The organism is Thermomonas fusca DSM 15424 (assembly GCF_000423885.1).
GTDB classification, from domain to species: Bacteria; Pseudomonadota; Gammaproteobacteria; order Xanthomonadales; family Xanthomonadaceae; genus Thermomonas; species Thermomonas fusca.
Genome location: NZ_AUIV01000002.1, coordinates 73,056 through 99,002, shown reverse-complemented (window position 1 = coordinate 99,002; position 25,947 = coordinate 73,056). Strand labels below are relative to the sequence as shown.

Genomic DNA, 25,947 nt, shown 5'->3' with positions numbered 1-25,947 from the left:
CCGTGGCGCGGCTGACGCTGCTGTTGCCGGCGGCATCGCGGTTTGCCGGCGTCGCCCTGCCGCCCGCATTGGCGCAGGCGCTGGGGCGCGCCGACCGCGCACGTGCCGTTCCCGGCGAGCCGGAGTTGCTGGCCCGCCATTTCGACCTGCGGCCGCGCGGCTGGCCGGCGGCGGCGCTGACACGGCTGCTGGACGCGGGCGAAAACGAAGCGCGCGGCGCGACCTGGCTGCGCGCCGATCCCGCGCATATCCGCCCCGACATCAACGGTGCACGCCTGCTCGGGGTGGGCGCGAACCTGGGCATGGACCAAGCCGACGTGGACGCGTTGCTGCCCGTGCTGCGGCCGCTGTTCGATGATGCCGGTTTCGTGCTGGACGCCCCACATCCGGCCCGCTGGTACCTGCGCCTGCCGGCCGTCACGCCGCTGCCGGCGTTCGCCCCGCCCGAGCAGGCGCTGGGCGATGACGTTTTCGAACACGCGCAGCGCGATGACGCGGCGCGGCGCTGGCGCGTGCTGGAAAGCGAACTGCAGATCACCTTGCACAACCATCCGCACAACGCGGCACGGCTGGCCTCGGGCCGGGTGCCGGTGAACGCGCTGTGGTTCTGGGGCGGCGGGGACTTGCCCGACGCGGTATCGGCCGACGCAGCCACCGTGTATTCCGACGATCCCGCGGTGCTGGGCGCGGCCCGATTGGGCAAGCTGCAGGGCATGCCGCTGCCCGCATTCGATCAGGTGCAAGGTGCTGCGCTGGTCGACCTGCGCGGTCAGCGCGATCCGCGCGCGCTGCTTGAGCACTGGCTGGTGCCAGCGGCTGCGCGCGGCGAAGCGATTTTCGATTTTGCCGATGGCCTGTCGTTCGCGCTGCACCGCGGTCAACGCTGGCGCTTGTGGCGCAGGCCGATGACGGCGATTTCCGGGTGAGCGCGGTGCGTCGCATCGTCCGCTGGCCACCCGCCGAGCCGGTGGGTGACTGGCCCGAGCATTGGCCTGACCTGCTGCGTCGCGTGCATGCCGCGCGCGGCAGCGATGCGCGCGCGGCGATGCCGCGGCTGGCCGACCTGCTGCCACCCTCGGAGCTGCTGGGCATCGACGCGGCGGTGCAGCTGCTGCGCGCGGCGATCGACGCGGATGCGCACATCCTTGTTGTCGGCGATTTCGACTGCGACGGCGCCACCGCCTGTGCGGTGGGCGTGCGCGGCCTGCGCCTGCTGGGCGCGCGCCGGGTTTCCCACGCGGTGCCCAACCGCATCGTCCACGGTTACGGGCTGACCCCCGGACTGGTGGAGGAACTGGCGGCGCTGCAGCCCGATCTGGTGGTCACGGTGGACCACGGCATCGCCTGCCATGCCGGCATCCAGGCGGCGAAGGCACTCGGCTGGCAGGTGCTGGTCACCGACCACCACCTGCCGGGACCGGCGCTGCCACCGGCCGATGCCATCGTCAACCCCAACCAGCCCGGCTGCGGCTTCGCCAGCAAGGCGTTGGCCGGGGTGGGGGTGATGTTCTACGTGCTGCTGGCGCTGCGCGCCGCGATGGCATCGAAGGCCGACCTCTCCGTTCTGCTGGATCTGGTCGCGGTGGGCACGGTGGCCGACATGGTGCCGCTGGACGCCAACAACCGCGCGCTGGTCGGGGCCGGGCTGCGGCGACTGCGGGCCGGGCAGGGCAGCGCCGGGCTGCGCGCGTTGATTGAAGTCGCGGGCCGGCGCGATGCCACCCTGTCCACCGCCGATGTGGGATTCGCCATCGGCCCGCGCATCAACGCCGCGGGTCGGCTGGAAGACATGGGCATCGGCATCGAATGCCTGCTCACCGACGATGCGATGCAGGCGCGCGAGCTGGCCGCCATCCTGCACGGCATCAACGACGAGCGCCGCGCGCTGCAGGCCGACATGCAGGACGTGGCGGAGACAAAGCTGGACGGCATCGATGCCAGCCACGCGGCCTGCATGTTCGACCCCGACTGGCATCCCGGCGTGGTCGGGCTGGTGGCGTCCAAGCTGAAGGAGCGCCTGCACCGGCCCGCCATCGCCTTCGCGCCGGCCGAGCCGGACGGCGACATTCTGCGCGGATCGGCGCGTTCGATCCCCGGCTTCCACGTCCGCGACGCGCTGGCGCTGGTGGACGCGCGCCATCCCGGCCTGATTCCGCGCTTCGGTGGCCACGCGATGGCGGCGGGCCTGACCCTGCCGCGCGAGGCTTTCCCGATGTTCCGCGATGCCTTCGTGCAGGTCGCGCGCGAGTGGCTGGACCCCGCGCTGCTGACCGAGGAGCTGCGCAGCGACGGTGAACTGCGCGCGGAAGAGTTGCGGGCTGACGTCGCGCTGGCGCTGCGCGACGGCGGCCATTGGGGGCAGGGCTATCCGGAGCCGTTGTTCGACGGCGAGTTCGAGGTGCTGGGTTTCCGCGTGCTGAAGGAGCGCCACCTCAAGCTGGAACTCGCCCTCGGCGGGCGCCGCTGCAACGCCATCCACTTCAACGGCTGGAATGGCGAGGAGCCGGGCCGGCGCATCCATGTCGCCTATCGCCTCGCGCCGGACGATTACCGCGGCGGTGATGCTATCCAGCTTGTGGTGGTGCATCGGCAAGCGGCAGTCGCTTCGGCTCCGGCTTGAGGCCGAACACCGGCCGCAATACCGGTATCCGCCGGATCAGCTCGTAACCTCCGAGGCACGCGGCGAAAGTCAGCAGCACCAGCAGCGGGCCCTCCAGCAGCGGCGGCAGAACCAGCTGTTTGGCGCTGCGCGCCAGTGCGACGATGACGGTCTGGTGCAGGATGTAGACCGGGAATACCGCCGGGGCGAGGTAACGCAGGGCAGGGCTGTCGACATCGCGCAGGCGGTAGGCGTAGCCGAACAGGGCGGCGATCGCGCACCACTGGTTGATGCCCCAGACCAGCCGCACCAGCACGCGCACGGCGTCGGGCGGCGGTACTTCGTCGCTGTAGCCGGAGAAGTACCAGACGCCGGTGATCACGGCGTAGCCGGCGAGGGCGATGCCCAGCGCGACCTTGCGATGGCGCTGCAGCGCTTCCCAGAAGCCGGGCGAGAACGCCAGCAGGTAACCCAGCAGGAACATGGGCAGGTATTGGGCGTGGTTGTACCAGTCGTCCACCAGGTCGTGGGTGGACTCGAAGCGCCCCGCCAAAGCCAGCCGCGCCAGCGCCAGCCACGCCATCGGCCACAACAGCGCGCCCGGGCCCGACAGTCGCCGCCCGAGCCAGCCACCGACCGATTGCATCGCCGCCGGCGCCAGTTTCAACAGCAGCCACAGGACGACGGTATAGGCCCACAGGTAAGCGAGGAACCACAGGTGGTTCCAGGTCGGCGCGTCCACGCAGTCGCCGGGTGCCGCGCAGTAGAAGTCGCCGCCCCGCAGGTAGGTGCCCATGAACGCGGCGTACCCGGCGTGGAAGCCGCCCGGCACCTTTTCTACCAGTTCGTAATAGACCTGCGGCGGCACCACGACGTACATGCCGAACACCAGCGGCAGCAGCAGCCGCCACGAGCGCGGGCCGAGGAAGCGCCCATCGCCCCGACTCGCCTTGCCCAGCAGGAAGGCGGTGGCCACGCCCGAGACCACGAACAGCAGCGACATCCGCCACGGACTGGTCAGCAGCATCAGCGGTTCCAGCGTGGCGCTGGCGTGCGGGCTTTTGACGTGCCAGTCCCAGCTCACGTAGTACATGCCCACGTGGTAGAGCACCAGCAGGCCGAAGGCGAGGACACGAACCCGGTCGATATCGAGGCGGCGCTGCATGGGAATGGCCGTTGCGAAGGAGCCGCCAGCGTTCCGTCCTCCGGTCGGGCTTGCCACCCCTGGGTGACCGTGCGACGCGGGTTTGGGACGGGCCGCGGAACCAGGGGACGAAGCGGGAACGGAGCGCCCGGCCCCGCCCCTACAATGCGCGGATGCAACCGGCTGACCCGACTCTCTATCAGCGTTACCAGCCGTGGCGCCGCGGCGTTGAGGTCGGGTTCTGGGTCGTTCAGTACCTGGTTTCGGCATTGGCCAACAGCATCACCGTGAACATGGACGTGCGCCGGCTGCATCTGGGGTTCAGCGCCTGGCAGCCGGCGGTCTGGGAGACCAGCTCGGCGCTGGTCGCGCTGGCGCTGGTGCCGGCGGTGGTCTGGTTTACCCGCCGGTTCCCGCTGCGGCTCGAAGACTGGCGGCGGGTGCTGGCGCTGCACCTGCTGGGCAGCCTGGCCTGGTCGGCCCTGCACGTGGCCGGAATGGTGGTACTGCGCAAAGCGGCCTACGCCAGCATCGGGGACAGCTACGACTTCACGCCCTGGTGGTGGGAATTCGGCTACGAATACCTGAAGGACGTCCGCTCCTACGCCGGCGTGGTCCTGACCATCGAGGGCTACCGCCTGCTGCTGCGCCGCCTGCAGGGCGAGGCCACGCTGTTGGCATTGCCGGACGAAGGCCCGCCGGTGGAACCGGTGGATCGGCCCGAGCGCTTCCTGGTGCGCAAGCTGGGCCGTGAATTCCTGTTGGCGGCCAACGACATCGAATGGCTGCAGGCCTCCGGCAACTACGTGAATCTGCGCGTTCGTGGACACGACTACCCGCTGCGCAGCACCCTGGCCGGCATCGAGGCACGGCTGGACCCGGCGCGCTTCGCGCGGGTCCACCGCAGCTACATGGTCAACCTCGACCGCATCGTCTCCATCGAACCGCTGGAGACCGGCGATGCCCGCGTGCACATGCAGGACGGGGCGAAGCTGCCGTGCAGCCGCACCTATCGCGGCGACCTGCGGCAGCGCGCAGGGCTGGACGGCTGAGCCTCAGGGGACATTCTCCATCGCCGTGGTCGCCAACCTTGAAGCGTTGCGCGTCGTTCATTGCGACCTCCACGTGGGCTCGCACCCATTCCGGCTCCGCGTCCGCAAGGTTGCCGTGAGAACTGCATTCCGCCATGACGGTCATCGCGCGCTGCTAAAATGCGCGATTCATCCGAACACGCGGTTTTCCCATGATCGAGCTCAATCCCATCCGAGCCCGCATCGCCGACCTGACCGGTCGGCTCGATGCGCTCCGGGGGTATCTTTGACTACGACACCAAGCGCGAACGCCTGGAAGAAGTAGAACGCGAACTGGAACATCCGGGTGTCTGGAACGATCCCGCCCGCGCGCAGGCGCTGGGGCGCGAGCGTTCGCTGCTGGACAAGACCGTCAACGGCATCCGCAACCTGACCGACGGCCTGGTCGGTGCCGGTGAGCTGCTGGAGCTGGCCGAGATGGAAGACGACGAGGACACCGCGCAGGCGGTGGTGGCCGACGTCGACCAGTACGAGAAGGGCGTGGAAGCGATCGAGTTCCAGCGCATGTTCTCGGGCCAGATGGACAGCTGCAACGCCTTCGTCGACATCCAGGCCGGCGCCGGCGGTACCGAGGCGCAGGACTGGGCGGAAATCCTGCTGCGCATGTACCTGCGCTGGGCCGAATCGCGCGGCTGGAAGGCCGAGCTGATGGAAGTGTCCGGCGGCGAAGTGGCCGGCATCAAGTCCGCTACCTTCCGGGTGGAGGGCGACTATGCCTATGGCTGGCTGAAGACCGAGATCGGCGTGCACCGCCTGGTGCGCAAGTCGCCGTTCGATTCCGACAACCGCCGCCACACCAGCTTCACCAGCGTGTTCGTGTCGCCGGAAGTGGATGACGACATCGACATCGAGATCAACCCGGCTGACCTGCGCACCGATGTCTATCGCTCCAGCGGCGCCGGCGGCCAGCACGTCAACAAGACCGAGTCGGCGGTGCGCATCACCCACGTTCCCACCAACACGGTGGTGGCCTGCCAGACCGAGCGCAGCCAGCATGCCAACCGCGACCGCGCGATGAAGATGCTGGCGGCCAAGCTCTACGAGTTGGAGGTGCAGAAGCGCAACGCCGAGAAGGACGCGCTGGAAGCCACCAAGTCCGACGTCGGCTGGGGCAGCCAGATCCGCAACTACGTGCTGGACCAGAGCCGGATCAAGGACCTGCGCACCGGCATCGAGCGCAGCGATACCCAGAAGGTGCTGGACGGCGATCTGGACGAATTCGTGGAAGCCAGCCTGAAGTCGGGCCTCGAAGCCGGCGCCAAGCGCAACGACGCGGCCTGATCCCGTCTCACCCCTGTGCGCGCAGCGCCTTGAGGCTGCGCGCGCGGGCAGCTGCCGACGAGGTGGAGACGATCCGCGGCACGCTGGACATCACGGTGACGATGCCATCGGCCGCTTCCGGCTGTTCCAGCACCGCTTCGGCGGTGGCGTTGTCGGGTAGCTGCGCCCCCCAGTAGCCCACCCAGGCGTCGCGATGTCGCTTGGCCGCGTACAGGGCGCGATCGGCCATGCGCAATGCGTAGTCCCAGCAGCTGGCCGGCGACGGTTCGTCGCCGCTGTCGAAGAACGGGATCGGCGCCAGCCCCAGCGACACCGTAATCAGCCGCGCGGCGTGGCTGGTTTCCAGCGTGTAAGCCATTGCCCGGCGCAACCGCGCGGCGACCTGTTCGGCCTGTTCGCGGGTCAGGCTGGTGCAGGCGACCAGGAATTCTTCGCCGCCCCAGCGCGCCACCAGGTCGGTGGGCCGGCAGGCCGCCCTCAGCTTTGCCGCCAGTGCGACCAGTACCTCGTCGCCGACGTGGTGGCCGTGGCTGTCGTTGATCTGCTTGAAATGGTCGACATCGATCAGGAACAGCACGTGGCGGGTGCCGTCCGGGCCGCGCTGGGCCGCCAGCGCATCGAGCTTGCGTGTGGCCGCGCGGCGGTTGCCGAGCCCAGTCAATACGTCGACTTCACTGAGCCGGCGCAGCTGCTGATGGCGCTTGCGCAGCAGCAGCCCGAAGCTGGTCGCCGCCGCCAGCAACAGGATCAGTACCGCGATCACCGCTGCCGACAGCAGCCTTGCCTTTTCGTTTTCCAGCGCCTGGATGCGGCTTTCGTTGCGCATCCGCTCCAGCTCGCGCTGGGACGACAGCGCCTGGCTGTGCGCCTGCAGCTCCGCCAGCGCGGTGGTCTGCCGCGAAAGGCTGCCCTGCAGGCTCATGCATTGGGTCAGTTGCAGGTTGCTTTCCGCGCCCTGCGGCGGGGCGGGGGTGCCGGTGGCCGCGGTCAGCGGCAGTGATGCCAGCAAGAGGAGAAGAGCGGCAAGGATGCGCATGGCGTCGGAATAATGGCGTTGGGTCTGCTCATGCAGGAAATGTGCCGTGGCCACGGCAATGCCGCTGCGCCGCGGGTTGCGGCGGTCGCTCTGGTATTCTTTCCGGCCTGCATCAACCCCCCATTCCCCTGTGGCACGCCGCTGCCGTCAGCGCGCGTGACGGATTCCCGATGAACGACCCCACCGCCTCCCAGCCCGTCGACGAAAACCACCTGATTGCCGAGCGCCGCGCCAAGCTTGCCGCGCTGCGCGGGCAGGGCGGCGCGTTCCCCAACGACTTCCGCCGCGCCGACTTCGCCGGCGACCTGCAGGGCGAATACGCCGATGCCGAGCAGTGGACCGGCGAAGCGCTGGAAGCCAGCTGCCGCAGCGTCACCATCGCTGGCCGCATCCTCGCCAAGCGGGTCATGGGCAAGGCCGCGTTCGCCACCGTGCAGGACATGAGTGGCAGGATCCAGCTGTTCCTGCAGGCCAACGTGCTGGGCGAGTCGTACGAAGCCTTCAAGGGCTGGGACATCGGCGACATCGTGGCGGCCGAGGGCAGCCTGATGCGAACCAAGACCGGCGAGCTGTCGGTCAAGGCAGCCTCGCTGCGCCTGCTGGTGAAGTCGCTGCGGCCGCTGCCGGACAAGTTCCACGGCCTGAGCGATGTCGAGCAGCGTTACCGCCAGCGCTATGTCGACCTGATCGTCACCCCGGAGGCGCGCGAAGTCTTCATCGCCCGCTCGCGCATCGTCCGCGCCATCCGTCACTGGCTGGACGCGCGCCGTTTCCTGGAAGTGGAAACGCCGATGATGCAGTACATCGCCGGCGGCGCCACCGCGCGCCCGTTCGTGACCCACCACAACGCGCTGGACCTGCAGCTGTTCCTGCGCGTCGCGCCGGAGCTGTACCTCAAGCGGCTGGTCGTTGGCGGCCTGGAGCGCGTCTACGAGATCAACCGCAACTTCCGCAACGAGGGCGTATCCACCCGCCACAATCCCGAGTTCACCATGCTCGAACTGTACGAGGCCTACGCCACGTACACCGAGGTGATGGACCTGACCGAAGCGATGATGCGCGACGTGGCGCTGGAGGCGATGGGCACCACCGTGTTCGAGTGGGACGGCCAGACGATCGACCTCGCACCCGCCTTCCGCCGCTGGAAGCTGGAAGAGGCGGTGCGCGAGCTGAATCCGGAGATCTCCGTCGCCGACTGCCGCGACCGCGCCGCGCTGGCCGCCCATTGCGCGCGCCTGAAGATTCCGGTCAAACCCGGCTACGGCTGGGGCAAGCTGCTGCTGGAGATCTTCGAGAAGACCGTCGAAACCGGCCTGATCCAGCCAACCTTCATCACCCATTACCCGGTGGAAGTCAGCCCGCTGGCGCGCGAATCCGACAGCGAGCCCGGCATCACCGACCGCTTCGAGCTGTTCGTGGGCGGCAAGGAGCTGGCCAACGGCTTCTCGGAGCTGAATGACCCGGAAGACCAGGCCGCGCGCTTCCGCGCGCAGGTCGAGGCGAAGGACGCAGGCGACGACGAGGCCATGCATTTCGATGCCGATTACATCCGCGCGCTGGAGGTGGGCCTGGCCCCCACCGGCGGGCTGGGCGTAGGCATCGACCGCTTCGTGATGCTGCTGACTGGCTCCAGCTCGATCCGTGACGTGCTGCTGTTCCCGTATATGCGGCCGGAGCATGTGTAGACACCAGCCTCGGTCGGGTGGGGGAGGCGGCACTCCGGGCCCAACGCATGTCGCCTGTCCCGTGAATGGCTGAACAACCTGTCAGGACGTAGACTCGGGTTTCTGGTCCGGCCGGAGCAACAGGATGTTGCACAAGTTCCTTGGGTTCGATCCGTTGGCCACGCTGCTGGCGTTCGCCGTCACCGCAGGCGTGCTTTGGTTGATACAGCCTGCAGCCTGCAGGCTAGGGCTGCTGGATTGCCCCGGAGGGCGCAAGGACCACCAGTCCCCCACGCCAGTCACCGGCGGCCTGGCGATCTTCGTCGGCAGCGCGATGGTGCTGCTGTGGTTCCAGTCCAGCAGCCACGCCGTGCATTCGCTGCTGGCGGCCTCGTTCCTGCTGGTGGTGATGGGCCTCTACGACGACCTGCGCGACATGCGCTGGTATACGCGCGTGCTGGGCCAGGCGATCGCGGCGCTGCTGATCATCTACTGGGGCGGGGTACGGGTGGAGCAGATCGGCCCGGTGTTCGGCCTGGGCGAGATGTCGCTGGGCTGGTTGTCGGTGCCGTTCACGGTATTCGCCACCATCGGCATCATCAACGCGGTCAACATGATCGACGGCGCCGACGGGCTGGCCGGCCTGCTGGGGCTGGCGGCGCTGGCCATGCTGGCGTTTGCCGCGATGTATGCCGGCAACGCAGTGCTGGCGGGGCGGCTGTCGGTTCTGTGCGGCGCGCTTGCGGGTTTCCTGATCTGGAACATGCGCCTGCCGTGGCGGCCGCGCGCAAAAGTGTTCCTCGGTAATGCCGGCAGCGCCCTGCTGGGCCTGCTGATCGCCTGGGTCAGTTTCCGCCTCACCCAGAACCCGGGGCATCCGGTGAATCCGGTGCTGGCGCTGTGGCTGTTGCCGGTGCCGGTGATGGACTGCCTGGTGCTGATCCTGCGCCGCGTGCAGGAAGGGCGTTCGCCGTTCTCGGCCGGTCGCGACCATATCCACCACATCATGCAGGATGCCGGCTTCGGGCCGACCCGCGCGGCGCTGCATCTGACCTGGTTCAGCCTGCTGTGCGGACTGGCTGCCGGGCAGGCGATGCGCATGGACGTGCCCAATCCGCTGCTGCTGCTGGCTTTCGGCGGCTTGTGCGTCGGCTGGTACCTGCTGAGCCGTAACCGCGAACGCGCGGTGGCGTTTTTCCGCAGGTTCCGTCGTGCCGCGCCGACGGCCGCGGTGCCGACGGCCCTGCCGGACGTCGACTGAGTCGTTCGCGCCCAGGTTCCGGCTCAGCCCGCCCGGCGCGCCAGCCACGCCGCGGCGCCGCGGCCGGCCACCAGCCCGCTGGCGAAGCAGGCGGTCAGCAGATAGCCACCGGTCGGCGCTTCCCAGTCCAGCATTTCCCCCGCGCAGAAGAGGCCGGGCCGCTCGCGCAGCATCAGCGAGTCGTCCAGCGACTCCAGTCTTATCCCGCCGGCCGTGGAGATCGTTTCCGCCAGCGGCCGCGGCCGCAGCAAGACCAGCGGAAGGCGTTTGATTGTTGCGGCGACGGTGGCCATGTCCTGCAACGTGGTCTTGTCCAACACTTCGAACACCAGCGCGCATTTGGCCGCATCCAGCCCCGCCTGCCGACGCAGGTGGTCGCCCAGGCTGCGGCCCTTGCGCGGCTTCGACAGGTCGGCGTGCAGGCGCTCGGGGTCGCGGCCGGGCGCAAGATCCAGCTGCAGTAGCGCGCTGCCGTCGCGGGCGATGGTGGTGCGCAGGTCGGCGGCGATGGCATAGATCAGGCTGCCTTCGATGCCGGTGGCGGTGAGCACGCATTCGCCCTGCAGCGCGTGCGCGGTGCCGGCGGCGTCCTGCCAATGCGCGACCGCCGGCTTCAGCGGCGCGCCGGCGAACTTGCCCGCCAGCAGCGCGCTCCAGCCGATGTCGAACCCACAGTTGGCGGGCGCCAGCGGCGCGATATCGATGCCGCGCGTGGCCAGCAACTCCACCCAACCGCCGTCCGACCCCAACTGCGGCCAGCTGCCGCCGCCCAGCGCCAGCACCACCGCGTCTGCGGCGAACGTGACCGCGCCGGCCGGCGTGTCGAAGCGCAACGCAGCGGACGCGTCCCAGCCCTGCCAGCGATGCTGCACGTGCATCTGCACGCCGGTTTCCTTCAGCCGCCGCACCCACGCTCGCAGCAGCGGCGCGGCCTTGCGATCCAGCGGGAATACCCGCCCGGAGCTGCCGACATAGGTCTCCACGCCCAGCCCGCGCGCCCATTGGCGCAGTGCGTCGGCGTCGAAAACATCCAGCCAGCGGCCCACCGCATCGGCACGTTCGCGATAGCGCACATCGAAACCCGGGCGGGCTTCGCCGTGGGTCAGGTTCAATCCGCCCTTGCCGGCGATCAGGAACTTGCGGCCCACCGACCCTTTGGCTTCGAACAGGTGGACCTCGGCGCCGCCGGCGCGCGCGGCTTCGGCGGCCATCAGGCCGGCGGGGCCGCCGCCGATCACGGCAACGCGGCGGGGATGCGGGATCTCGGACATCCGCACATGATTCCACGGCCGCCGCCGGTGGGCGACTAGAATGGATGGTTTGCGCCCACCGGACTTCGCATGATCCTCAACATCGCCGCCTATCTGTTCGTGGCCATCGACGATGCCGATGCGCTGGCCGCGCGCCTGCACGCGCAGGCCGAGGCAGCGACGCTGCGCGGCACCATGCTGGTGACGCCGGAAGGCCTGAACCTGTTCCTGGCCGGCGCCGAAGCGTCGCTGCGAGGTTTCCTGGCCTGGCTGCGCACGGACCCGCGCTTCGCCGCGCTGCATGCCAAGGAAAGCTGGAGCGAGGTGGTGCCGTTTGCGCGGCTGAAGGTGAAGCGCAAGGCGGAAATCATCACCTTCCGGCGCGAGGCGGTCTCGCCGCTGCAGGCCGGCGAGCGCGCGCCGACGGTGGCGCCGGCCACGCTGGCACGCTGGATCGCACAGGGCGGCCGCGATGATGCCGGTCGCCGGCTGGTGCTGCTGGATACGCGCAACCGCGAGGAAGTCGCCCACGGCACTTTCGACGGTGCGCTGACCCTGCCGATCGACCGCTTCACCGACCTGCCGACGGCGCTGGCCCCGCATCGCGAGGCGCTGCGCGATGCCGCCGTGGTCAGCTTCTGCACCGGCGGGATCCGCTGCGAAAAAGCCGCGCTGTGGCTGCGCGCCGACGGCATGGACAACGTGCTGCAGCTGGACGACGGCATCCTTGGTTATTTCGAGCAGGTGGGCGGCATGGGCTATGCGGGCGGCTGCTTCGTGTTCGACGATCGGGTGGCGCTGGACCCGCAGCTGCGGCCAATGGCGGCGGGAGCGGCCGCATGAACTGGATCGCGATCGTGCTGGTGGTGGTGGGCGTGTGGCTGGCGCTGAAGCTTGCCGGCGCGCTGGTCAAGCTGTTGCTGTGGCTGGCAGCGGTGGTGGGGCTGTGGTGGCTGGTCCACCCTTATCTGGGGCTGCCGCTGGTGCCCTTCATCTGACTCGGCGTAGCAGCGTCGCGCTTCAGGGCCCGCCCAGCGCCTGTCCCGCGGCGTGGCCGGACGCCCAGGCCCACTGGAAGTTGTAGCCGCCCAGCCAGCCGGTGACATCCGCAACTTCGCCGACAAAATACAGCCCCGGCACCGTCTTCGACATCATCGTGGCGGAAGACAGGCCGTCAGTGTCGACGCCGCCCATGGTCACCTCGGCGGTGCGGTAGCCTTCGCTGCCACTGGCCACCAGCGGCCAGTCGCGCAGCAGTGCGGCGAGGCCGTCCAGCTCGCGCGGGTTGTACTGGCGCAGCGGTTTGCTGCTGAACCAGTGCTCGCACAGCCGCTGGGCGAAGCGCTTGGGCAGCACCTCCGCCAACAGCGTCTTCAGCTCCGCGTCGCGCCGCGACTGCTGCCAGTCGCGCAGCAGCGCATCGATGTCGGTACCCGGCAGCAAATCCAGGCGCAGTTCGTCGCCGGGTTGCCAGTAGTTGGAGATCTGCAGGATCGCCGGGCCGCTGATGCCGCGGTGGGTGACCAGCATGAAGTTGCGGAAGCTGGCGCCATTGCAGCGGGCTTCCACCGGCAGCGCCACCCCGGCCAGGTCATGCAAACGCTCGGCGTGCTTGCCGCTCAGGGTCAGCGGCACCAGCCCGGCGCGGGTCGGCAGCACTGCGTGTCCGAACTGCTTGGCCAATGTGTAGCCGAAGCCGGTTGCGCCCATGCTGGGGATCGACAGGCCGCCGCTGGCCACCACCAGCGAAGCTGCCTCGAAGCGGCCCTGCGCGGCATGCAGGCGGAAGCGGCCGGCATCGCTGTGTTCCACCCGTTCGATGGCGCAATGGGTGCGGATCTCGACCCCGGCATCGGCGCATTCGGCCAGCAGCATCGCCACGATCTGCTTCGAGGACTCGTCGCAGAACAGCTGGCCCAGCTCCTTTTCGTGGTAGGCGATGCGGTGCCGTTCCACCAGTTCGATGAAATGCCAGGGCGTGTAGCGGGCCAGCGCCGATTTGCAGAAATGCGGATTGGCGGAGAGGTAATTGGCGGGCGTGGTACCGGTATTGGTGAAATTGCAGCGGCCGCCACCGGACATCAGGATTTTCTTGCCGACCTTGTTGGCATGGTCGATGACGAGCACGCGCAGCCCGCGCCGGCCGGCCGCAAGCGCGCACATCAGGCCGGCGGCGCCGGCACCGATGACGATGGCGTCGTGGCTGCTCACACCCATTCGCGCGAGGGCAGGGTGTGGCGGCGCTGCGGGCGGCCGACAAGGTCGAGGAAGTTGTTGAATACCGCGTCGGCCTGCGCCTGCATGGCGGCGATATGCAGCCGGGTCTGGGTGCGGATGGCCTCGGCGCCGTGGCCCAAGCTGGCGCCCTCCAGCTCATCGCGGTAGGCCGGGTTTTTCAGCCAGCGCTCGATCAGGCGCTCGTCCATTTCCAGATGGAACTGGAAGCCGTAGGCGTTTTCGCCGTAACGGAACGCCTGTTGCTCGCAATCGTCACTGCGCGCCAGATGCACGGCGTCCTGCGGCATGTCGAAACGGCAGCCGTGCCACTGGAACACCGGTGTGGTGGCGGCCAGCGGCGCCAGCACCGGGTCGGCATTGCCGGCATCGGTCTTGTGCAGTGGATACCAGCCGATCTCCGGCACCCGGTTGCGCGGCACCGGCGCACCCAACACGTGCGCCAGCAACTGCGCGCCGAGGCAGATGCCCAACACCGGCTTGCCTTGTTTCAGCATCGCCTCGATCGCACGCGCCTCGTTGCGCAGGTGCGCGCGTTGCGGCTGCTCGTCCACGTTCATTGGGCCGCCCAGCACCACCAGGCCGCGGTAGCGGTCGACATTGAGGTGGGCATCCGGATGGCGTTCGAAATTCCTGAAGCGGATGCGGTGGCCGCGGCGGCGGATCAACGGGTCGAGCGTGCCCAGGGGCTCGGCGGCAACGTGCTGGAAGACAAGAAGGCGGGGCATGGGAAAACTATGCCAAGAGTGGCGGCGAGGGGCCAATCGCCGGTTGCCATGCGGACATGCAGCGGGTTTCCCTCTCCCCACCTGCAATGGGGAGAGGGAAAGGCATTACTCAGCGCGGCCCGCGCGGTTTGAAGCCGCCCGGCTTGTGTCCGCCGGGCTTGAATCCGCCGGTTTTGCGCGGACCACCCGGACGATCGCCATCGCGCGGCGGGCCGAAGCTGCGCTTGCGCTTGGGGGCGTCGATATCGGCATCGCTGGCCGGCTTCATCCGCAGCGGCTTGCTAGCCACGCGCACCTGTTGCAGGTGCTCCAGCAGCTCCGACGGCATGCCGTCGGGCAGGTCGACCAGGGTGTAGTCGTCGCGGATGTCGATGCGGCCGATGTAGCGGGATTCCAGGTCGGCCTCGTTGGCGATCGCACCGACGATGTGGCCCGGCTGCGCGCCGTGCTGGTAGCCCACCTCGATGCGGTAGGTGCGCATGCCCACGTCGGCCGGCAGCGGCTCGCGCGGGGTGCGTTCGCGCGGCTCGCGCGCCGGACGCTCGGTCCGCTGCGGGCGGCCATCGCCCGCAGTGAAGGGTTTCTCCGGCACCGCCGGCTTGGGCAGCAGCAGCGGCGTCTTGCCCTGCACCAGCTTGGCCAGCGCCGCGGCGATTTCCACCGCCGGCACGTTCTTTTCCTGCTCGTAGCGCTCGACCAGGTCGCGGAACAGCGACAGGTCGTCGCTCTGCAGCGCGCCGTCGATCTTGTCCAGGAACTTGGCCACGCGACGCTCGTTCACCGCGTCCACGCTGGGCAGGTTCATCTGTTCGATCTTCTGCCGGGTAGCGCGCTCGATCGCCCCCAGCATGCCGCGCTCGCGCGGCGCCACGAACAGGATCGCCTCGCCGCTGCGGCCGGCGCGGCCGGTGCGGCCGATGCGGTGGACGTAGCTCTCGGTGTCGTAGGGGATGTCGTAGTTCAGCACGTGGCTGATGCGCTCCACGTCCAGCCCGCGCGCGGCCACGTCGGTGGCCACCAGCACGTCGATCTGGCCTTCCTTCAGGCGCGCGATGGTGCGCTCGCGGGTCTTCTGCTCCACGTCGCCATTGATCGCCGCCGCGCGGAAGCCGCGCGCCGCCAGCTTTTCGGCCAGCTCGTCGGTGCCCAGCTTGGTGCGGGCGAAGATGATCATGGCGTCGAACGGCTCGGCCTCCATGATCCGGGTCAGCGCGTCCAGCTTGTTGACGCCGCTGACCATCCAGTAGCGCTGGCGGATGCTGGCGGCGGTGGTGGTCAGCGCCTTGATGGCGATTTCCACCGGGTCCTTCAGGTAGGTCTGGGCGATGCGCTTGATCTGCGCCGGCATGGTGGCCGAGAACAGCGCCACCTGGCGGCTGGCCGGCGTCTTCTTGAGGATGGCTTCGACATCGTCGATGAAGCCCATCCGCAGCATTTCATCGGCCTCGTCCAGCACCAGCATCCGCAGTTCGGACAGATCCAGCGTGCCGCGATCCAGATGATCGATGACGCGGCCCGGGGTGCCGACGACGACATGCACGCCGCGCTTGAGCGCGTGCAGCTGCGGTCCGTAGCCCTGGCCACCGTAGATCGGCAGGATCTGGAAGCCGGGGATGTGCTTGGCGTAGGTCTGGAACGCCTCGGCGACCTGAATGGCCAACTCGCGGGTCGGGGCCAGCACCAGCACCTGCGGCTTGCCGGCCGCGACGTCCAGCCGCGACAACGCCGGCAGGGCGAACGCGGCGGTCTTGCCGGTGCCGGTCTGGGCCTGGCCCAGCACGTCGCGGCCTTGCAGCAGGGGCGGGATGGTCGCGGCCTGGATCGGCGAGGGTGACTCGTAGCCGACATCGCGCAAAGCGGCCAGCAGGGTCTCGGGCAGGCCGAGGTCGGTGAACAACGGGGTCGCGTTATCGGCGCTCATGGTGCCTTGGGGCGGGATCGCCGAAGGGAAAGGGGGCACGCATTGTACGCGTCACATGGTGAGTTCGGGCTCCAATCCGCGCGATCGCCGGGCCTGCGCCGCAAATGCGCGGATGGGTCGTGCCGAATTCGATCCGGGTCATTTGTCCTGATCGGGATGCGAACGATTCTTGGCAAGTGCCGCGGCCGTGCATCCGAATGCAAAATCGTTGGCATTTCGCGTGTATTTCCGCAGTGAAGGTCTGGCCGCGGTCATGCCCCGGCGGGTAGAATGCGCGGCTGTTGGTGAGCTGCCGTCGTGGCTGCAAACCCATGAACAACGAGAAGAGGCAAGCGTGCTGTCCCAATACCTGCCCATCCTGCTGTTTTTGATCGTTGCCACCGGGATCGGCATCGCCCTGATCATCGTCGGCAACGTCCTCGGCCCCAAGCGGCCGTCGAGCGAAAAGCTCTCGCCCTACGAGTGCGGCTTTGGCGCCTTCGAGAACGCGCGCATGCCGTTCGACGTGCGCTACTACCTGGTCGCGATCCTGTTCATCGTGTTCGACCTGGAAATCGCCTTCGTCTTCCCCTGGGCCGTGGTGTTCCGCGAGCTGGGGGTGTTCGGCCTGATCGAGATGGGCGTGTTCCTCACGCTGCTGGTGATCGGCTTCGTGTACGTGTGGAAGCGCGGCGCGCTGGAGTGGGAATGAGCAATATCGTCCGATCAGTACTGGAAGCCGCCAGCAATCCGCTGCCGGAAGGGCGGCTGGATGACATCCTGCGTCCGGAAGGCGACAACCCGCTGCTGCAGAACGGCTACGTCACCACCAGCCTGGACGCGCTGTGGAACTGGGCGCGCACCGGCTCGATGTGGCCGGTGACCTTCGGCCTGGCATGCTGCGCGGTCGAGATGATGCAGGCCGGCGCGGCGCGCCTGGACATGGACCGCTACGGCGTGGTGTTCCGCCCGTCGCCGCGCCAGTCCGACGTGATGATCGTCGCCGGCACCCTGGTCAACAAGATGGCCCCGGCGCTGCGCAAGGTCTACGACCAGATGCCCGACCCGAAATGGGTGATCTCGATGGGCAGCTGCGCCAACGGCGGCGGCTACTACCATTACTCCTATTCGGTGGTCCGCGGCTGCGACCGCGTGGTGCCGGTCGACGTGTACGTGCCGGGTTGCCCGCCGACCGCCGAGGCGCTGGTGTACGGCATCCTGCAGCTGCAGAAGAAAATCCGCCGGATGGAACAGAACCCGTACTCGCGGACGCCCAAGCCCGAGGGCGCGCGCGCATGAGCATGCAACTGTCCGAACAGCTGGCCGTGCGTTTCGGTGCGACCGCCGTGCAGGTTGCGCTGCCGCGTGGCGAGGTCACCCTCGAGGTGGCTGCGGCCGACTACCACGCCGCCTGCAAGGCGTTGCGCGACGAGTTCGGCTTCGAGACGTTCATCGATCTTTGCGGCATCGACTACCTCGGCTACGGCAGCGACGAGTGGGACACCGTGGGCGTGTCCTCGGAAGGCTTCAGCCGCGGCGTGGAAGGGCAGGGCCCGGGTCGTTTCAACTGGGGCGAGACGCCCAGCCACGAAGCCGGCACCACCGCGGCCGCCGATGAGCGCGGCGAGCGCCGCTTCGGCGTGGTGCTGCACCTGCTCTCGATCGCCCGCAACCTGCGCGTGCGCGTGCGCGTCTTCGCGCCGGACGACGGTGTGCCAGTGGTCGCCTCGGTGACCGGCCTGTGGCCAGGCGCCAACTGGTTCGAGCGCGAGGCGTTCGACCTGTTCGGCGTGGTGTTCGACGGCCATCCCGACCTGCGCAGGATCCTGACCGACTACGGTTTCGTGGGACATCCGTTCCGCAAGGACTTCCCGCTGATCGGCAACGTTGAAGTGCGCTACGACGAGGAGAAGAAGCGCGTGGTGTATGAGCCCGTCACCAGCGTGGAGCCGCGCGTGGGTGTGGCCCGCGTGATCCGCGACGACGCCCGCTTCGCGACCGCCGAGGCCGAGCGCGACAACCGCATCCTGCAGCGTGAGGCCCGCCGATGAGCGCCGTCCTGCATCCCGGCAGCGACACTTTCGCCAGCAACCCGGCGGAGGCGGCGCAGGAAATCCGCAACTACACGCTGAACTTCGGCCCCCAGCATCCGGCCGCGCACGGTGTACTGCGCCTGATCCTGGAGATGGATGGCGAAATCGTGCGTCGTTGCGACCCGCACGTCGGCCTGCTGCATCGCGGCACCGAGAAGCTGGCCGAGTCCAAGCCGTTCAACCAGTCGATCCCGTACATGGATCGGCTGGATTACGTGTCGATGATGTGCAACGAACACGCCTACGTGCGCGCCATCGAGAACCTGATGGGGATCGAGGCGCCGGAACGCGCGCAGTGGATCCGCACGATGTTCGACGAGATCACCCGCATCCTCAACCACCTGATGTGGCTGGGGTCGAACGGGCTCGACCTCGGCGCGATGGCGGTGTTCCTGTACGCCTTCCGCGAGCGCGAGGAGCTGATGGACTGCTACGAGGCGGTCTCCGGCGCACGCATGCACGCGGCGTACTACCGTCCCGGCGGCGTCTACCGCGACCTGCCGGACAGGATGCCGAAGTACAAGGAGTCGCCGTGGCGCAAGGGCGCGAAGCTCAAGCGCTTCAACGAGTGGCGTGAAGGCTCGCTGCTGGACTTCCTCGAGCAGTTCACCCGCGACTTCCCGGCGCGGATGGACGAATACGAAACGCTGCTCACCGACAACCGCATCTGGAAGCAGCGCACCGTCGACATCGGCGTGGTCAGCCCGGAACAGGCTAAGGCCTGGGGCATGAGCGGCGCGATGCTACGCGGCTCCGGCATCGAGTGGGACCTGCGCAAGAAGCAGCCCTACGCCAAGTACGCGGAAGTGGATTTCGACATCCCGGTGGGCGTGAACGGAGACTGCTACGACCGCTACCTGGTGCGGATGGCCGAAATGCGCCAGTCCAACCGGATCATCGCCCAGTGCGTTGCCTGGCTGCGGGCCAACCCCGGCCCGGTGATGCTGGACAACTACAAGGTGGCGCCGCCGTCGCGCACGGACATGAAGCAGAGCATGGAAGCGCTGATCCACCACTTCAAGCTGTTCACCGAAGGCTATTGCGTGCCGGCCGGCGAAACTTACGCCGCGGTCGAAGCGCCCAAGGGCGAGTTCGGCTGCTATCTGGTCAGCGACGGCGCCAACAAGCCGTTCCGCGTACACCTGCGAGCGCCGGGCTTTGCCCATCTCTCGTCGATGGACGAAATCACGAAGGGGCACATGCTGTCCGACGTGGTGGCGATGATCGGCACCTATGACATCGTGTTTGGTGAGGTTGACCGATGAAAGCGACGGGCAATTTCGAAGCCTGCCGCAACGTCGATCCGATGGTGGCACTGTCGGACGCGACGCGCGCGCATATCGACCACTGGTTGACCAAGTTCCCGCCGGAGCGCAAGCGCTCCGCCGTGCTGCAGGGCCTGTTCGGCGCGCAGGAACAGAACGGCGGCTGGCTGACCGACGAGCTGATCGCCGCGGTGGCGAAGTACCTGGACCTGCCGCCGGTGTGGGCCTACGAGGTCGCCACCTTCTATTCGATGTTCGAGACCAAGCCGGTCGCGCGCAACAACGTGGCGTTCTGCACCAACATCAGCTGCTGGCTCAACGGCGCCGAGGCGCTGGTTGCGCATGCCGAGCAGAAGCTGGGCTGCAAGCTGGGCGAATCCTCCGCCGACGGCCGCGTCTACCTCAAGCGCGAGGAAGAGTGCGTGGCCGCCTGCTGCGGCGCGCCGGTGGTGGTCATCAACGGGCATTACCACGAGAAGCTCGACCTCGCGCAGGTGGACGAGCTGCTGGACGGGCTGAAGTGATGGGCGGACATTCGCACTATTCGGAAGGTTACGGCCCGGTCGGCCCGGCGCCGAAGGAACACCAGGCCGTCTACACCACGCTGCATTTCGACAAGCCGTGGTCGTACGAAAACTACCTCAAGACCGGTGGCTACCAGGCGCTGCGCAAGGTGCTGACCGAGAAGATCCCGCCGGCCGACATCATCGAGATGGTCAAGGCGTCCGGCCTGCGTGGCCGCGGTGGCGCGGGCTTCCCGACCGGGCTGAAGTGGAGCTTCATGCCCAAGCACGATGGCGAGAAGTACATCCTGTGCAACTCGGACGAATCCGAGCCAGGCACCTGCAAGGACCGCGACATCCTGCGCTACAACCCGCATTCGGTGCTGGAAGGCCTGGCCATCGCCTGCTACGCGACCAATACCAAGGTCGCCTACAACTACATGCGCGGCGAGTTCCACCACGAGCCCTTCGAGCACATCGAAGAGGCGCTGGCGGAAGCCTACAAGCACGGCTGGCTGGGCAAGGACATCCTCGGCAGCGGCATCGATATCGACATCCACAACGCGCTGGGCGCGGGCGCCTACATCTGCGGCGAAGAAACCGCGCTGATGGAGTCGCTGGAAGGCAAGAAGGGCCAGCCGCGCTACAAGCCGCCGTTCCCGGCCAACTTCGGCCTCTACGGCAAGCCGACCACCATCAACAACACCGAGACCTACGCCTCGGTGCCGGCGATCGTGCGCAACGGCCCCGAATGGTTCATGGCGCTGGGCAAGCCCAACAACGGCGGCTGCAAGATCTTCTCGGTCTCCGGCCACGTGGCCAATCCGGGCAACCACGAAATCCGCCTGGGCACCCCGTTCGCCGAGCTGCTGGAGATGTGCGGCGGCATCCGCAACGGCCACCGCATCAAGGCGGTGATCCCGGGCGGTTCGTCGATGCCGGTGCTGCCGGGCGAGACGATGATGCAGCTGACCATGGACTACGACGCGATCCAGAAGGCCGGCTCCGGCCTGGGTTCTGGCGCGGTGGTGGTGATGGACGAGACCACCTGCATGGTCCGTGCCTGCCAGCGCATCAGCCAGTTCTACAAGGCCGAGAGCTGCGGCCAGTGCACCCCGTGCCGCGAAGGCACCGGCTGGATGCACCGGATGCTGACCCGCATCGCCAACCTCGACGCCACGATGGACGACCTGCACATGTTGCGCGCCGCCGCCGGGCAGATCGAGGGCCACACCATCTGCGCCTTCGGCGAGGCTGCGGCGTGGCCGGTGCAGGGCTTCCTGCGTCATTTCTGGCACGAATTCGAATACGCCATCGTGAACAAGCGCTTCTACGTCGACGACGAACGCGCAGGCACGCTGGTCAAGGCCGAGAAGGTGGTTGCGTGAGCGCACAACCCGTCAATCCGAACCTGCCGCCGGACCACGTCACCGTCTTCATCGACGGCGTCGAGATGGCCGCGCCCAAGGGCTCGATGATCATCCAGGCCGCCGACAAGGCCGGCGTCCCGATCCCGCGTTTCTGCTACCACGAGAAGCTGCCGATCGCCGCCAACTGCCGCATGTGCCTGGTGGATACCGAAGTCGGCGGCCGCGCCGCGCCGAAGCCGTCGCCGGCCTGCGCCACGCCGGTGATGGACGGCATGAAGGTCTTCACGCGCAACGACAAGGCGCTGAAGGCGCAGCGCAACGTGATGGAGTTCCTGCTGATCAACCACCCGCTGGACTGCCCGGTCTGCGACCAGGGCGGCGAATGCGAGTTGCAGGATCTGTCGCTGGGCTACGGCCGCTCGGTCAATCGCTTCGTCGAGCGCAAGCGTGCGGTGGCGGACGAAGACCTGGGCCCACTGGTCGCCAGCGAGATGACCCGCTGCATCCACTGCACGCGCTGCATCCGGGTGACCGCGGAAATCGCCGGCACCTACGAGCTAGGCGGCATGTACCGCGGCGAGAACCTGCAGATCGGCACCTACGACGGCAAGCCGCTGACCACCGAGCTGTCCGGCAACGTCATCGACGTCTGCCCGGTGGGCGCGCTGACCAACAAGGTGTTCCGCTTCAAGGCGCGCCCGTGGGAGCTGACCGCGCGGCCGTCGCTGGGCTACCACGACGCGCTCGGCAGCAACCTGTTCCACCACGTCCGCCGCGGCGACCTGCTGCGCAGCGTGCCGCGCGACAACGAGGCGGTGAACGAGTGCTGGCTGTCCGACCGCGACCGCTACGCGCATGAAGGCCTGTCCGCCGCCGACCGCGCCGGCGTGCCGCTGATCCGGGTCGGTGAAGGGGATAGTCGCGAAGGCTTCCGCGAAGCCAGCTGGGAAGAAGCGCTGGCGCTGGCCTCGCAGATACTGCGCGACAACGCCGGCGACGCGCTTGGCGTGCTCGCCCATCCGGCCACCTCGAACGAGGAGGGCGCGCTGCTGGCGCGCCTGGCATCGGGGCTGGGCAGCGGCAACATCGACCACCGCATCGGTCAGCTCGACTTGTCCGACGGCACCGCCGCGGAAGCGTTCGGCATGCCGGTGGCGGAGATCGAATCGGCCGACGCCATCGTCATCGTCGGCTCCAACGTCCGCCATGAAGTGCCGCTGCTGCACCAGCGCATCCGCAAGGCCTTCAAGAAGGGCGCGAAGATCCATGTGGTCAACCCGGTGGATTTCGATTTCACCTTCAGCATCGCGTCCAAGGCCATCGTGCCGCCGTCGCAGCTGGCCGCGGCGCTGGCCGGCGTGGATGTCGGCGATGCCGGCAACATCGCGGTGATCGTGGGCGGCGTGGCCGAGAACGGCCCGCATGCCGCCGCCATCCGCAAGGCCGCCGCCGACTTCGCCGCGGCCAAGAACGCCAGGCTGTGCCGCATCCCGCAGGGCGCGAATGCGCTGGGGCTGTCCCGCCTCGGCGTGCTGCCGGCCGCGCGCGACGCGCAGGCCATGCTGCGCGAGCCGCGCAAGGCCTATGTGATCTACGGCATCGAGCCGGGCCTGGACTTCGCCGACCAGCAGCTGGCGCTGAAGGCCCTGGGTGGCGCGCAGGTGGTGGCGTTCAGCCAGTTCGCCTGCCAGTCCACCCGCGCCGTCGCCGACGTGATCCTGCCGATCGGCGCGCTGCCGGAAATCGACGCCACCCTGACCAACCTCGATGGCATTCAGCAGCAAGCGGTCGCCGCCGGCAAGCTGCCCGGGCTGGCGCATTCCGGCTGGCGCGTGCTGCGTGCGCTGGGTGGCGATCTGGCGTTGCCGGGCTTCGAGTTCACCGATCTGGCCGGCCTGCGTGCCGGGCTGGCGCCGAAGGCGGTGCAGGTGGCCAAGGGCGCGCCCGCGTCGAGGGTCGGCAATGGCCTGGAAGTGGCGGCCTCGGCCGCGATCTACCGCGTCGACGCGGTGATCCGCCGCTGCGACGCACTGCAGGCGCATCCGCTCACCGGCGGCCCGCGTGCCGCGCTGAACCCGGCCGATGCCTCCGCGTTGGGGTTGGCCGAAGGTGTCATGGCCAAGTGCGCCACCGCCGCCGGCACGGCAACGCTCCAGGTGGCGATCGATCCGCGCGTCGCGCCCGGCAGCGTGTGGGTGGAATCCGGTTACGGCGCCACCGCGCCGCTGCTGGCCGCCGCCAAGCTGGAGGTCGCGCGCGCATGAACATCGCCAGCAATCCCCTGATGCAACACGCCATCGATCCCCTGCGCGAGCTGCTGCTGTCCTTCGGCACCGTCGGCATGCTGGTGTGGATCGTGCTGAAGATCCTCGTCATCCTGATGCCGGTGATCATCGCGGTCGCCTTCTACGTGGTGTGGGAGCGCAAGCTGATTGGCTGGATGCACGTCCGCCACGGGCCCATGTACGTGGGCTGGGGCGTGCTGCAGGCGTTCGCCGACGTGTTCAAGCTGCTGTTCAAGGAAGTCGTGCAGCCCACCGTGGCGCATCCGGTGCTGTACCGGCTGGCGCCGCTGCTGGCATTGGTGCCGGCCTGCGCGGCGTGGGCGATCGTGCCGTTCGATGCGCAGATGGTGCTGTCCAACGCCAATGTCGGCCTGCTGTACCTGCTGGCGATGACTTCGCTGGGCATCTACGGCGTGATCATCGCCGGCTGGGCCTCGAACTCGAAGTACGCCTTCCTCGGCGCCATGCGCGCCTCCGCGCAGATGATCAGCTACGAGATCGCGATGGGCTTCTCGCTTGTCGGCGTGCTGATCGCGGCCGGCAGCCTGAATCTGTCCGACATCGTGATGGCGCAGGCCGGCAAGGGCTTCCTGGGCTGGTTCTGGATCCCGCTGGCGCCGCTGTTCGTGGTGTATTTCGTCTCCGGCGTGGCCGAAACCAACCGCTCGCCGTTCGACGTGGTGGAAGGCGAATCGGAAATCGTCGCCGGCCACATGGTGGAGTATTCCGGCTCGCAGTTCGCGCTGTTCTTCCTGGCCGAATACGCGAACATGATCCTGATCAGCTTCCTGACCTCGCTCTTCTTCCTTGGCGGCTGGCTGAGCCCGATCGGCGGCTGGCTCGACCTCGGCAACGTGCATTGGCTGGTCAACTGGATCTGGCAGGGCGGCTGGCCGTGGCTGATGCTCAAGGTGTTCTTCTTCGCCAGCTGCTTCATCTGGTTCCGCGCCACGTTCCCGCGCTACCGCTATGACCAGATCATGCGGCTGGGTTGGAAGGTGTTCATCCCGATCACCATCGCCTGGATCTTCGTGGCCGCGCTGCTGGTGTACTTCGGCGTGATCGGCGACGGCATGATGGGAGCGGCGGCATGAGCAAGGTGGTTTCCTATTTCAAGAGCCTGCTGCTGCTGGAACTGGTCAGCGGCATGTGGCTGACCCTGAAATACCTGTTCCGTCCCAAGTACACGCTGATGTACCCGATGGAAAAGACCCCGCAGTCGCCGCGCTTCCGTGGCGTGCATGCGCTGCGTCGCTACGCCAACGGTGAGGAACGTTGCATCGCCTGCAAGCTGTGCGAGGCGGTGTGTCCGGCGCTGGCGATCACCATCGAGGCCGGCCCGCGCGAGGACGATGGCACCCGCCGTACCACCCGCTACGAGATCGACCTGTTCAAGTGCATTTTCTGCGGTTTCTGCGAGGAGTCCTGCCCCACCGACTCCATCGTCGAGACGCATGTGCACGAGTACCACTTCGACCAGCGCGGCCAGAACATCCTGACCAAGCCGAAGCTGCTGGCCATCGGCGACCGCCTGGAGGCGGAGATCGCCGAGCGCCGCGGCGCCGATGCCCCGTACCGTTGAGGCCGACCCGAGCATGGACTTCGATCTGCAAACCCTTGCCTTCCTCGGTTTCGCGGCTGTCGCCGCGGCCGCAGCGCTGGCTGCGATCACCGCGCGCAACCCGGTCCACGCCGTGCTGTGGCTGGTGCTGACCTTCTTCTCGGTGGCCTGCACCTGGATCATCGGCGGGGCCGAGTTCCTCGGCATCGCGCTGGTGCTGGTGTACGTCGGCGCCGTGATGGTGCTGTTCCTGTTCGTGGTGATGATGCTGGACATGGACAAGGCACCGGCCCGGCAGGGCTATGTCCGCTACCTGCCGGTCGGGCTGGTGGTGGCGGTGGTGATGCTGGTGCAGATGCTGGCCCTGATCGGTGTGCGCAGCGCCGCCGAGGCGCCGCTGGCGGACAACGCCGCGGTGGCCGTGGACGTGCCCAACACCACCTGGCTGGCGCGCGCGCTGTTCACCGAGTTCATGCTGCCGTTCGAAGTGGCGGCGGTGATCCTGACCGTGGCGGTCGTGGCGGCGGTGATGCTGACCCTGCGCAGGCGCCCCGGCGCCCGCCACCAGAACCCGTCCGAGCAGGTGCGCGTGCGCGTCGCCGACCGGGTGCGGATGGTGAAGATGCAGGCGGAAGTGCCGGCCGCGCATGCCAAGCCGGAGGAGGGCGCGCAATGAGCAAC

General features: G+C 68.2%; 24 protein-coding genes. 18 read left to right on the top strand and 6 right to left on the bottom strand.

From position 1 onward, the window contains the following. The first annotated feature begins 2 nt into the window (after positions 1 to 2). Positions 3 to 926 (top strand): hypothetical protein, encoded by a 924-nt coding sequence (locus G582_RS0101435; RefSeq protein ID WP_028838313.1) that lies wholly within the window; start codon positions 3 to 5, stop codon positions 924 to 926. Beyond that, positions 923 to 2,620 (top strand): single-stranded-DNA-specific exonuclease RecJ, encoded by a 1,698-nt coding sequence (gene recJ, locus G582_RS0101430; protein ID WP_028838312.1) that lies wholly within the window; start codon positions 923 to 925, stop codon positions 2,618 to 2,620. Before G582_RS0101435 ends, recJ begins: the two co-directional genes overlap by 4 nt. Here recJ and G582_RS0101425 read toward each other — a convergent pair. Beyond that, a complete protein-coding gene (locus G582_RS0101425; protein WP_028838311.1) occupies positions 2,565 to 3,764 on the bottom strand; it encodes an acyltransferase family protein in 1,200 nt (399 codons plus the stop codon). The two genes, recJ and G582_RS0101425, sit on opposite strands and share 56 nt — an antisense overlap. 152 nt (positions 3,765 to 3,916) lie before the next feature. Between G582_RS0101425 and G582_RS0101420 the strand changes: the two genes are divergently transcribed. Continuing rightward, the gene (locus tag G582_RS0101420) at positions 3,917 to 4,795 is read left to right on the top strand and encodes a LytTR family DNA-binding domain-containing protein (RefSeq protein WP_028838310.1); all 879 of its coding nucleotides are present in this window, start codon (positions 3,917 to 3,919) and stop codon (positions 4,793 to 4,795) included. A 191-nt stretch (positions 4,796 to 4,986) separates the two neighbouring features. After that, a protein-coding gene (gene prfB, locus G582_RS0101415) for a peptide chain release factor 2 (RefSeq protein WP_156880182.1) occupies positions 4,987 to 6,115 on the top strand; the annotation gives its coding sequence in 2 pieces (ribosomal slippage) (positions 4,987 to 5,061 and positions 5,063 to 6,115; 1,128 coding nt in all). A gap of 7 nt (positions 6,116 to 6,122) precedes the next feature. On the opposite strand, the gene G582_RS0101410 is transcribed toward prfB, so the two are convergent. Beyond that, positions 6,123 to 7,205: a GGDEF domain-containing protein gene (locus G582_RS0101410; protein WP_028838308.1), complete on the bottom strand. Its 1,083-nt coding sequence runs from the start codon at positions 7,203 to 7,205 to the stop codon at positions 6,123 to 6,125. A 116-nt stretch (positions 7,206 to 7,321) separates the two neighbouring features. Here G582_RS0101410 and lysS point away from each other — a divergent pair, with 116 nt between their 5' ends. Together lysS and G582_RS14995 are read left to right on the top strand one after the other, a co-directional pair. Continuing rightward, a complete protein-coding gene (gene lysS / locus G582_RS0101405) occupies positions 7,322 to 8,836 on the top strand; it encodes a lysine--tRNA ligase (protein ID WP_028838307.1) in 1,515 nt (504 codons plus the stop codon). A gap of 124 nt (positions 8,837 to 8,960) precedes the next feature. Continuing rightward, positions 8,961 to 10,076: an MraY family glycosyltransferase gene (locus G582_RS14995; protein ID WP_051246423.1), complete on the top strand. Its 1,116-nt coding sequence runs from the start codon at positions 8,961 to 8,963 to the stop codon at positions 10,074 to 10,076. Between the two features lie 23 nt (positions 10,077 to 10,099). On the opposite strand, the gene G582_RS0101395 is transcribed toward G582_RS14995, so the two are convergent. Further along, complete coding sequence (locus G582_RS0101395) at positions 10,100 to 11,347, bottom strand: TIGR03862 family flavoprotein (protein ID WP_028838306.1); 1,248 nt, start codon at positions 11,345 to 11,347, stop codon at positions 10,100 to 10,102. 69 nt (positions 11,348 to 11,416) lie between these two features. On the opposite strand from G582_RS0101395, the gene G582_RS0101390 reads away from it, so the two are divergent. Continuing rightward, positions 11,417 to 12,169 carry a sulfurtransferase gene (locus G582_RS0101390; RefSeq protein ID WP_028838305.1) on the top strand — a complete coding sequence of 251 codons (753 nt, stop codon included), beginning with the start codon at positions 11,417 to 11,419 and terminating at the stop codon, positions 12,167 to 12,169. Then, a complete protein-coding gene (locus tag G582_RS17765; RefSeq protein WP_138348588.1) occupies positions 12,166 to 12,324 on the top strand; it encodes a DUF4175 domain-containing protein in 159 nt (52 codons plus the stop codon). Before G582_RS0101390 ends, G582_RS17765 begins: the two co-directional genes overlap by 4 nt. Positions 12,325 to 12,346: 22 nt before the next feature. Here the strand turns inward: G582_RS17765 and G582_RS0101380 are convergent, their stop codons facing one another. The 3 genes from G582_RS0101380 to G582_RS14985 form a co-directional block, all read right to left on the bottom strand. Further along, the gene (locus G582_RS0101380; protein WP_028838304.1) at positions 12,347 to 13,543 is read right to left on the bottom strand and encodes a BaiN/RdsA family NAD(P)/FAD-dependent oxidoreductase; all 1,197 of its coding nucleotides are present in this window, start codon (positions 13,541 to 13,543) and stop codon (positions 12,347 to 12,349) included. Next, positions 13,534 to 14,289, bottom strand: coding sequence for a type 1 glutamine amidotransferase (locus G582_RS14990; RefSeq protein ID WP_051246419.1), 756 nt, complete (start codon positions 14,287 to 14,289; stop codon positions 13,534 to 13,536). The genes G582_RS0101380 and G582_RS14990 overlap by 10 nt, the downstream gene beginning before the upstream one ends. A gap of 109 nt (positions 14,290 to 14,398) precedes the next feature. Continuing rightward, positions 14,399 to 16,210 carry a DEAD/DEAH box helicase gene (locus tag G582_RS14985; protein ID WP_038052377.1) on the bottom strand — a complete coding sequence of 604 codons (1,812 nt, stop codon included), beginning with the start codon at positions 16,208 to 16,210 and terminating at the stop codon, positions 14,399 to 14,401. A gap of 334 nt (positions 16,211 to 16,544) precedes the next feature. Between G582_RS14985 and G582_RS0101365 the strand changes: the two genes are divergently transcribed. From G582_RS0101365 to G582_RS0101320, 10 genes are read left to right on the top strand one after another with little or no spacing between them, the layout of a single operon-like run. Continuing rightward, positions 16,545 to 16,901, top strand: coding sequence for an NADH-quinone oxidoreductase subunit A (locus G582_RS0101365; protein ID WP_028838303.1), 357 nt, complete (start codon positions 16,545 to 16,547; stop codon positions 16,899 to 16,901). Beyond that, positions 16,898 to 17,488, top strand: coding sequence for a NuoB/complex I 20 kDa subunit family protein (locus G582_RS14980; protein WP_051246416.1), 591 nt, complete (start codon positions 16,898 to 16,900; stop codon positions 17,486 to 17,488). The genes G582_RS0101365 and G582_RS14980 overlap by 4 nt, the downstream gene beginning before the upstream one ends. Continuing rightward, entirely contained in the window at positions 17,485 to 18,240 is a 756-nt protein-coding gene (locus G582_RS0101355; protein ID WP_028838302.1) for an NADH-quinone oxidoreductase subunit C, read from the top strand. Before G582_RS14980 ends, G582_RS0101355 begins: the two co-directional genes overlap by 4 nt. Further along, positions 18,237 to 19,547, top strand: a complete 1,311-nt coding sequence (locus G582_RS0101350) for an NADH-quinone oxidoreductase subunit D (protein ID WP_028838301.1) — start codon at positions 18,237 to 18,239, stop codon at positions 19,545 to 19,547. The genes G582_RS0101355 and G582_RS0101350 overlap by 4 nt, the downstream gene beginning before the upstream one ends. Then, on the top strand, positions 19,544 to 20,071 hold the full coding sequence (gene nuoE / locus G582_RS0101345; protein ID WP_028838300.1) for an NADH-quinone oxidoreductase subunit NuoE: 528 nt from the start codon (positions 19,544 to 19,546) through the stop codon (positions 20,069 to 20,071). Before G582_RS0101350 ends, nuoE begins: the two co-directional genes overlap by 4 nt. Further along, positions 20,071 to 21,438 (top strand): NADH-quinone oxidoreductase subunit NuoF, encoded by a 1,368-nt coding sequence (gene nuoF / locus G582_RS0101340; RefSeq protein ID WP_028838299.1) that lies wholly within the window; start codon positions 20,071 to 20,073, stop codon positions 21,436 to 21,438. Before nuoE ends, nuoF begins: the two co-directional genes overlap by 1 nt. Then, positions 21,435 to 23,684: an NADH-quinone oxidoreductase subunit NuoG gene (gene nuoG, locus G582_RS0101335; RefSeq protein ID WP_028838298.1), complete on the top strand. Its 2,250-nt coding sequence runs from the start codon at positions 21,435 to 21,437 to the stop codon at positions 23,682 to 23,684. The genes nuoF and nuoG overlap by 4 nt, the downstream gene beginning before the upstream one ends. Then, complete coding sequence (gene nuoH / locus G582_RS0101330; RefSeq protein WP_038052374.1) at positions 23,681 to 24,799, top strand: NADH-quinone oxidoreductase subunit NuoH; 1,119 nt, start codon at positions 23,681 to 23,683, stop codon at positions 24,797 to 24,799. Before nuoG ends, nuoH begins: the two co-directional genes overlap by 4 nt. Next, a complete protein-coding gene (gene nuoI / locus G582_RS0101325; protein WP_028838296.1) occupies positions 24,796 to 25,287 on the top strand; it encodes an NADH-quinone oxidoreductase subunit NuoI in 492 nt (163 codons plus the stop codon). Before nuoH ends, nuoI begins: the two co-directional genes overlap by 4 nt. After that, a complete protein-coding gene (locus G582_RS0101320; RefSeq protein WP_083960888.1) occupies positions 25,271 to 25,942 on the top strand; it encodes an NADH-quinone oxidoreductase subunit J in 672 nt (223 codons plus the stop codon). Before nuoI ends, G582_RS0101320 begins: the two co-directional genes overlap by 17 nt. The last annotated feature ends 5 nt before the right edge of the window (positions 25,943 to 25,947 follow it).

Coding starts and splice junctions, on each gene's coding strand:
- G582_RS0101425 (WP_028838311.1), bottom strand. CDS start 3,764: ATGCAGCGCCGCCTCGATATCGACCGGGTTCGTGTCCTCGCCTTCGGC.
- G582_RS0101420 (WP_028838310.1), top strand. CDS start 3,917: ATGCAACCGGCTGACCCGACTCTCTATCAGCGTTACCAGCCGTGGCGC.
- lysS (WP_028838307.1), top strand. CDS start 7,322: ATGAACGACCCCACCGCCTCCCAGCCCGTCGACGAAAACCACCTGATT.
- G582_RS14995 (WP_051246423.1), top strand. CDS start 8,961: ATGTTGCACAAGTTCCTTGGGTTCGATCCGTTGGCCACGCTGCTGGCG.
- G582_RS0101395 (WP_028838306.1), bottom strand. CDS start 11,347: ATGTCCGAGATCCCGCATCCCCGCCGCGTTGCCGTGATCGGCGGCGGC.
- G582_RS0101390 (WP_028838305.1), top strand. CDS start 11,417: ATGATCCTCAACATCGCCGCCTATCTGTTCGTGGCCATCGACGATGCC.
- G582_RS17765 (WP_138348588.1), top strand. CDS start 12,166: ATGAACTGGATCGCGATCGTGCTGGTGGTGGTGGGCGTGTGGCTGGCG.
- G582_RS0101380 (WP_028838304.1), bottom strand. CDS start 13,543: ATGGGTGTGAGCAGCCACGACGCCATCGTCATCGGTGCCGGCGCCGCC.
- G582_RS14990 (WP_051246419.1), bottom strand. CDS start 14,289: ATGCCCCGCCTTCTTGTCTTCCAGCACGTTGCCGCCGAGCCCCTGGGC.
- G582_RS14985 (WP_038052377.1), bottom strand. CDS start 16,210: ATGAGCGCCGATAACGCGACCCCGTTGTTCACCGACCTCGGCCTGCCC.
- G582_RS14980 (WP_051246416.1), top strand. CDS start 16,898: ATGAGCAATATCGTCCGATCAGTACTGGAAGCCGCCAGCAATCCGCTG.
- G582_RS0101355 (WP_028838302.1), top strand. CDS start 17,485: ATGAGCATGCAACTGTCCGAACAGCTGGCCGTGCGTTTCGGTGCGACC.
- G582_RS0101350 (WP_028838301.1), top strand. CDS start 18,237: ATGAGCGCCGTCCTGCATCCCGGCAGCGACACTTTCGCCAGCAACCCG.
- nuoE (WP_028838300.1), top strand. CDS start 19,544: ATGAAAGCGACGGGCAATTTCGAAGCCTGCCGCAACGTCGATCCGATG.
- nuoF (WP_028838299.1), top strand. CDS start 20,071: ATGGGCGGACATTCGCACTATTCGGAAGGTTACGGCCCGGTCGGCCCG.
- nuoH (WP_038052374.1), top strand. CDS start 23,681: ATGAACATCGCCAGCAATCCCCTGATGCAACACGCCATCGATCCCCTG.
- nuoI (WP_028838296.1), top strand. CDS start 24,796: ATGAGCAAGGTGGTTTCCTATTTCAAGAGCCTGCTGCTGCTGGAACTG.
- G582_RS0101320 (WP_083960888.1), top strand. CDS start 25,271: ATGCCCCGTACCGTTGAGGCCGACCCGAGCATGGACTTCGATCTGCAA.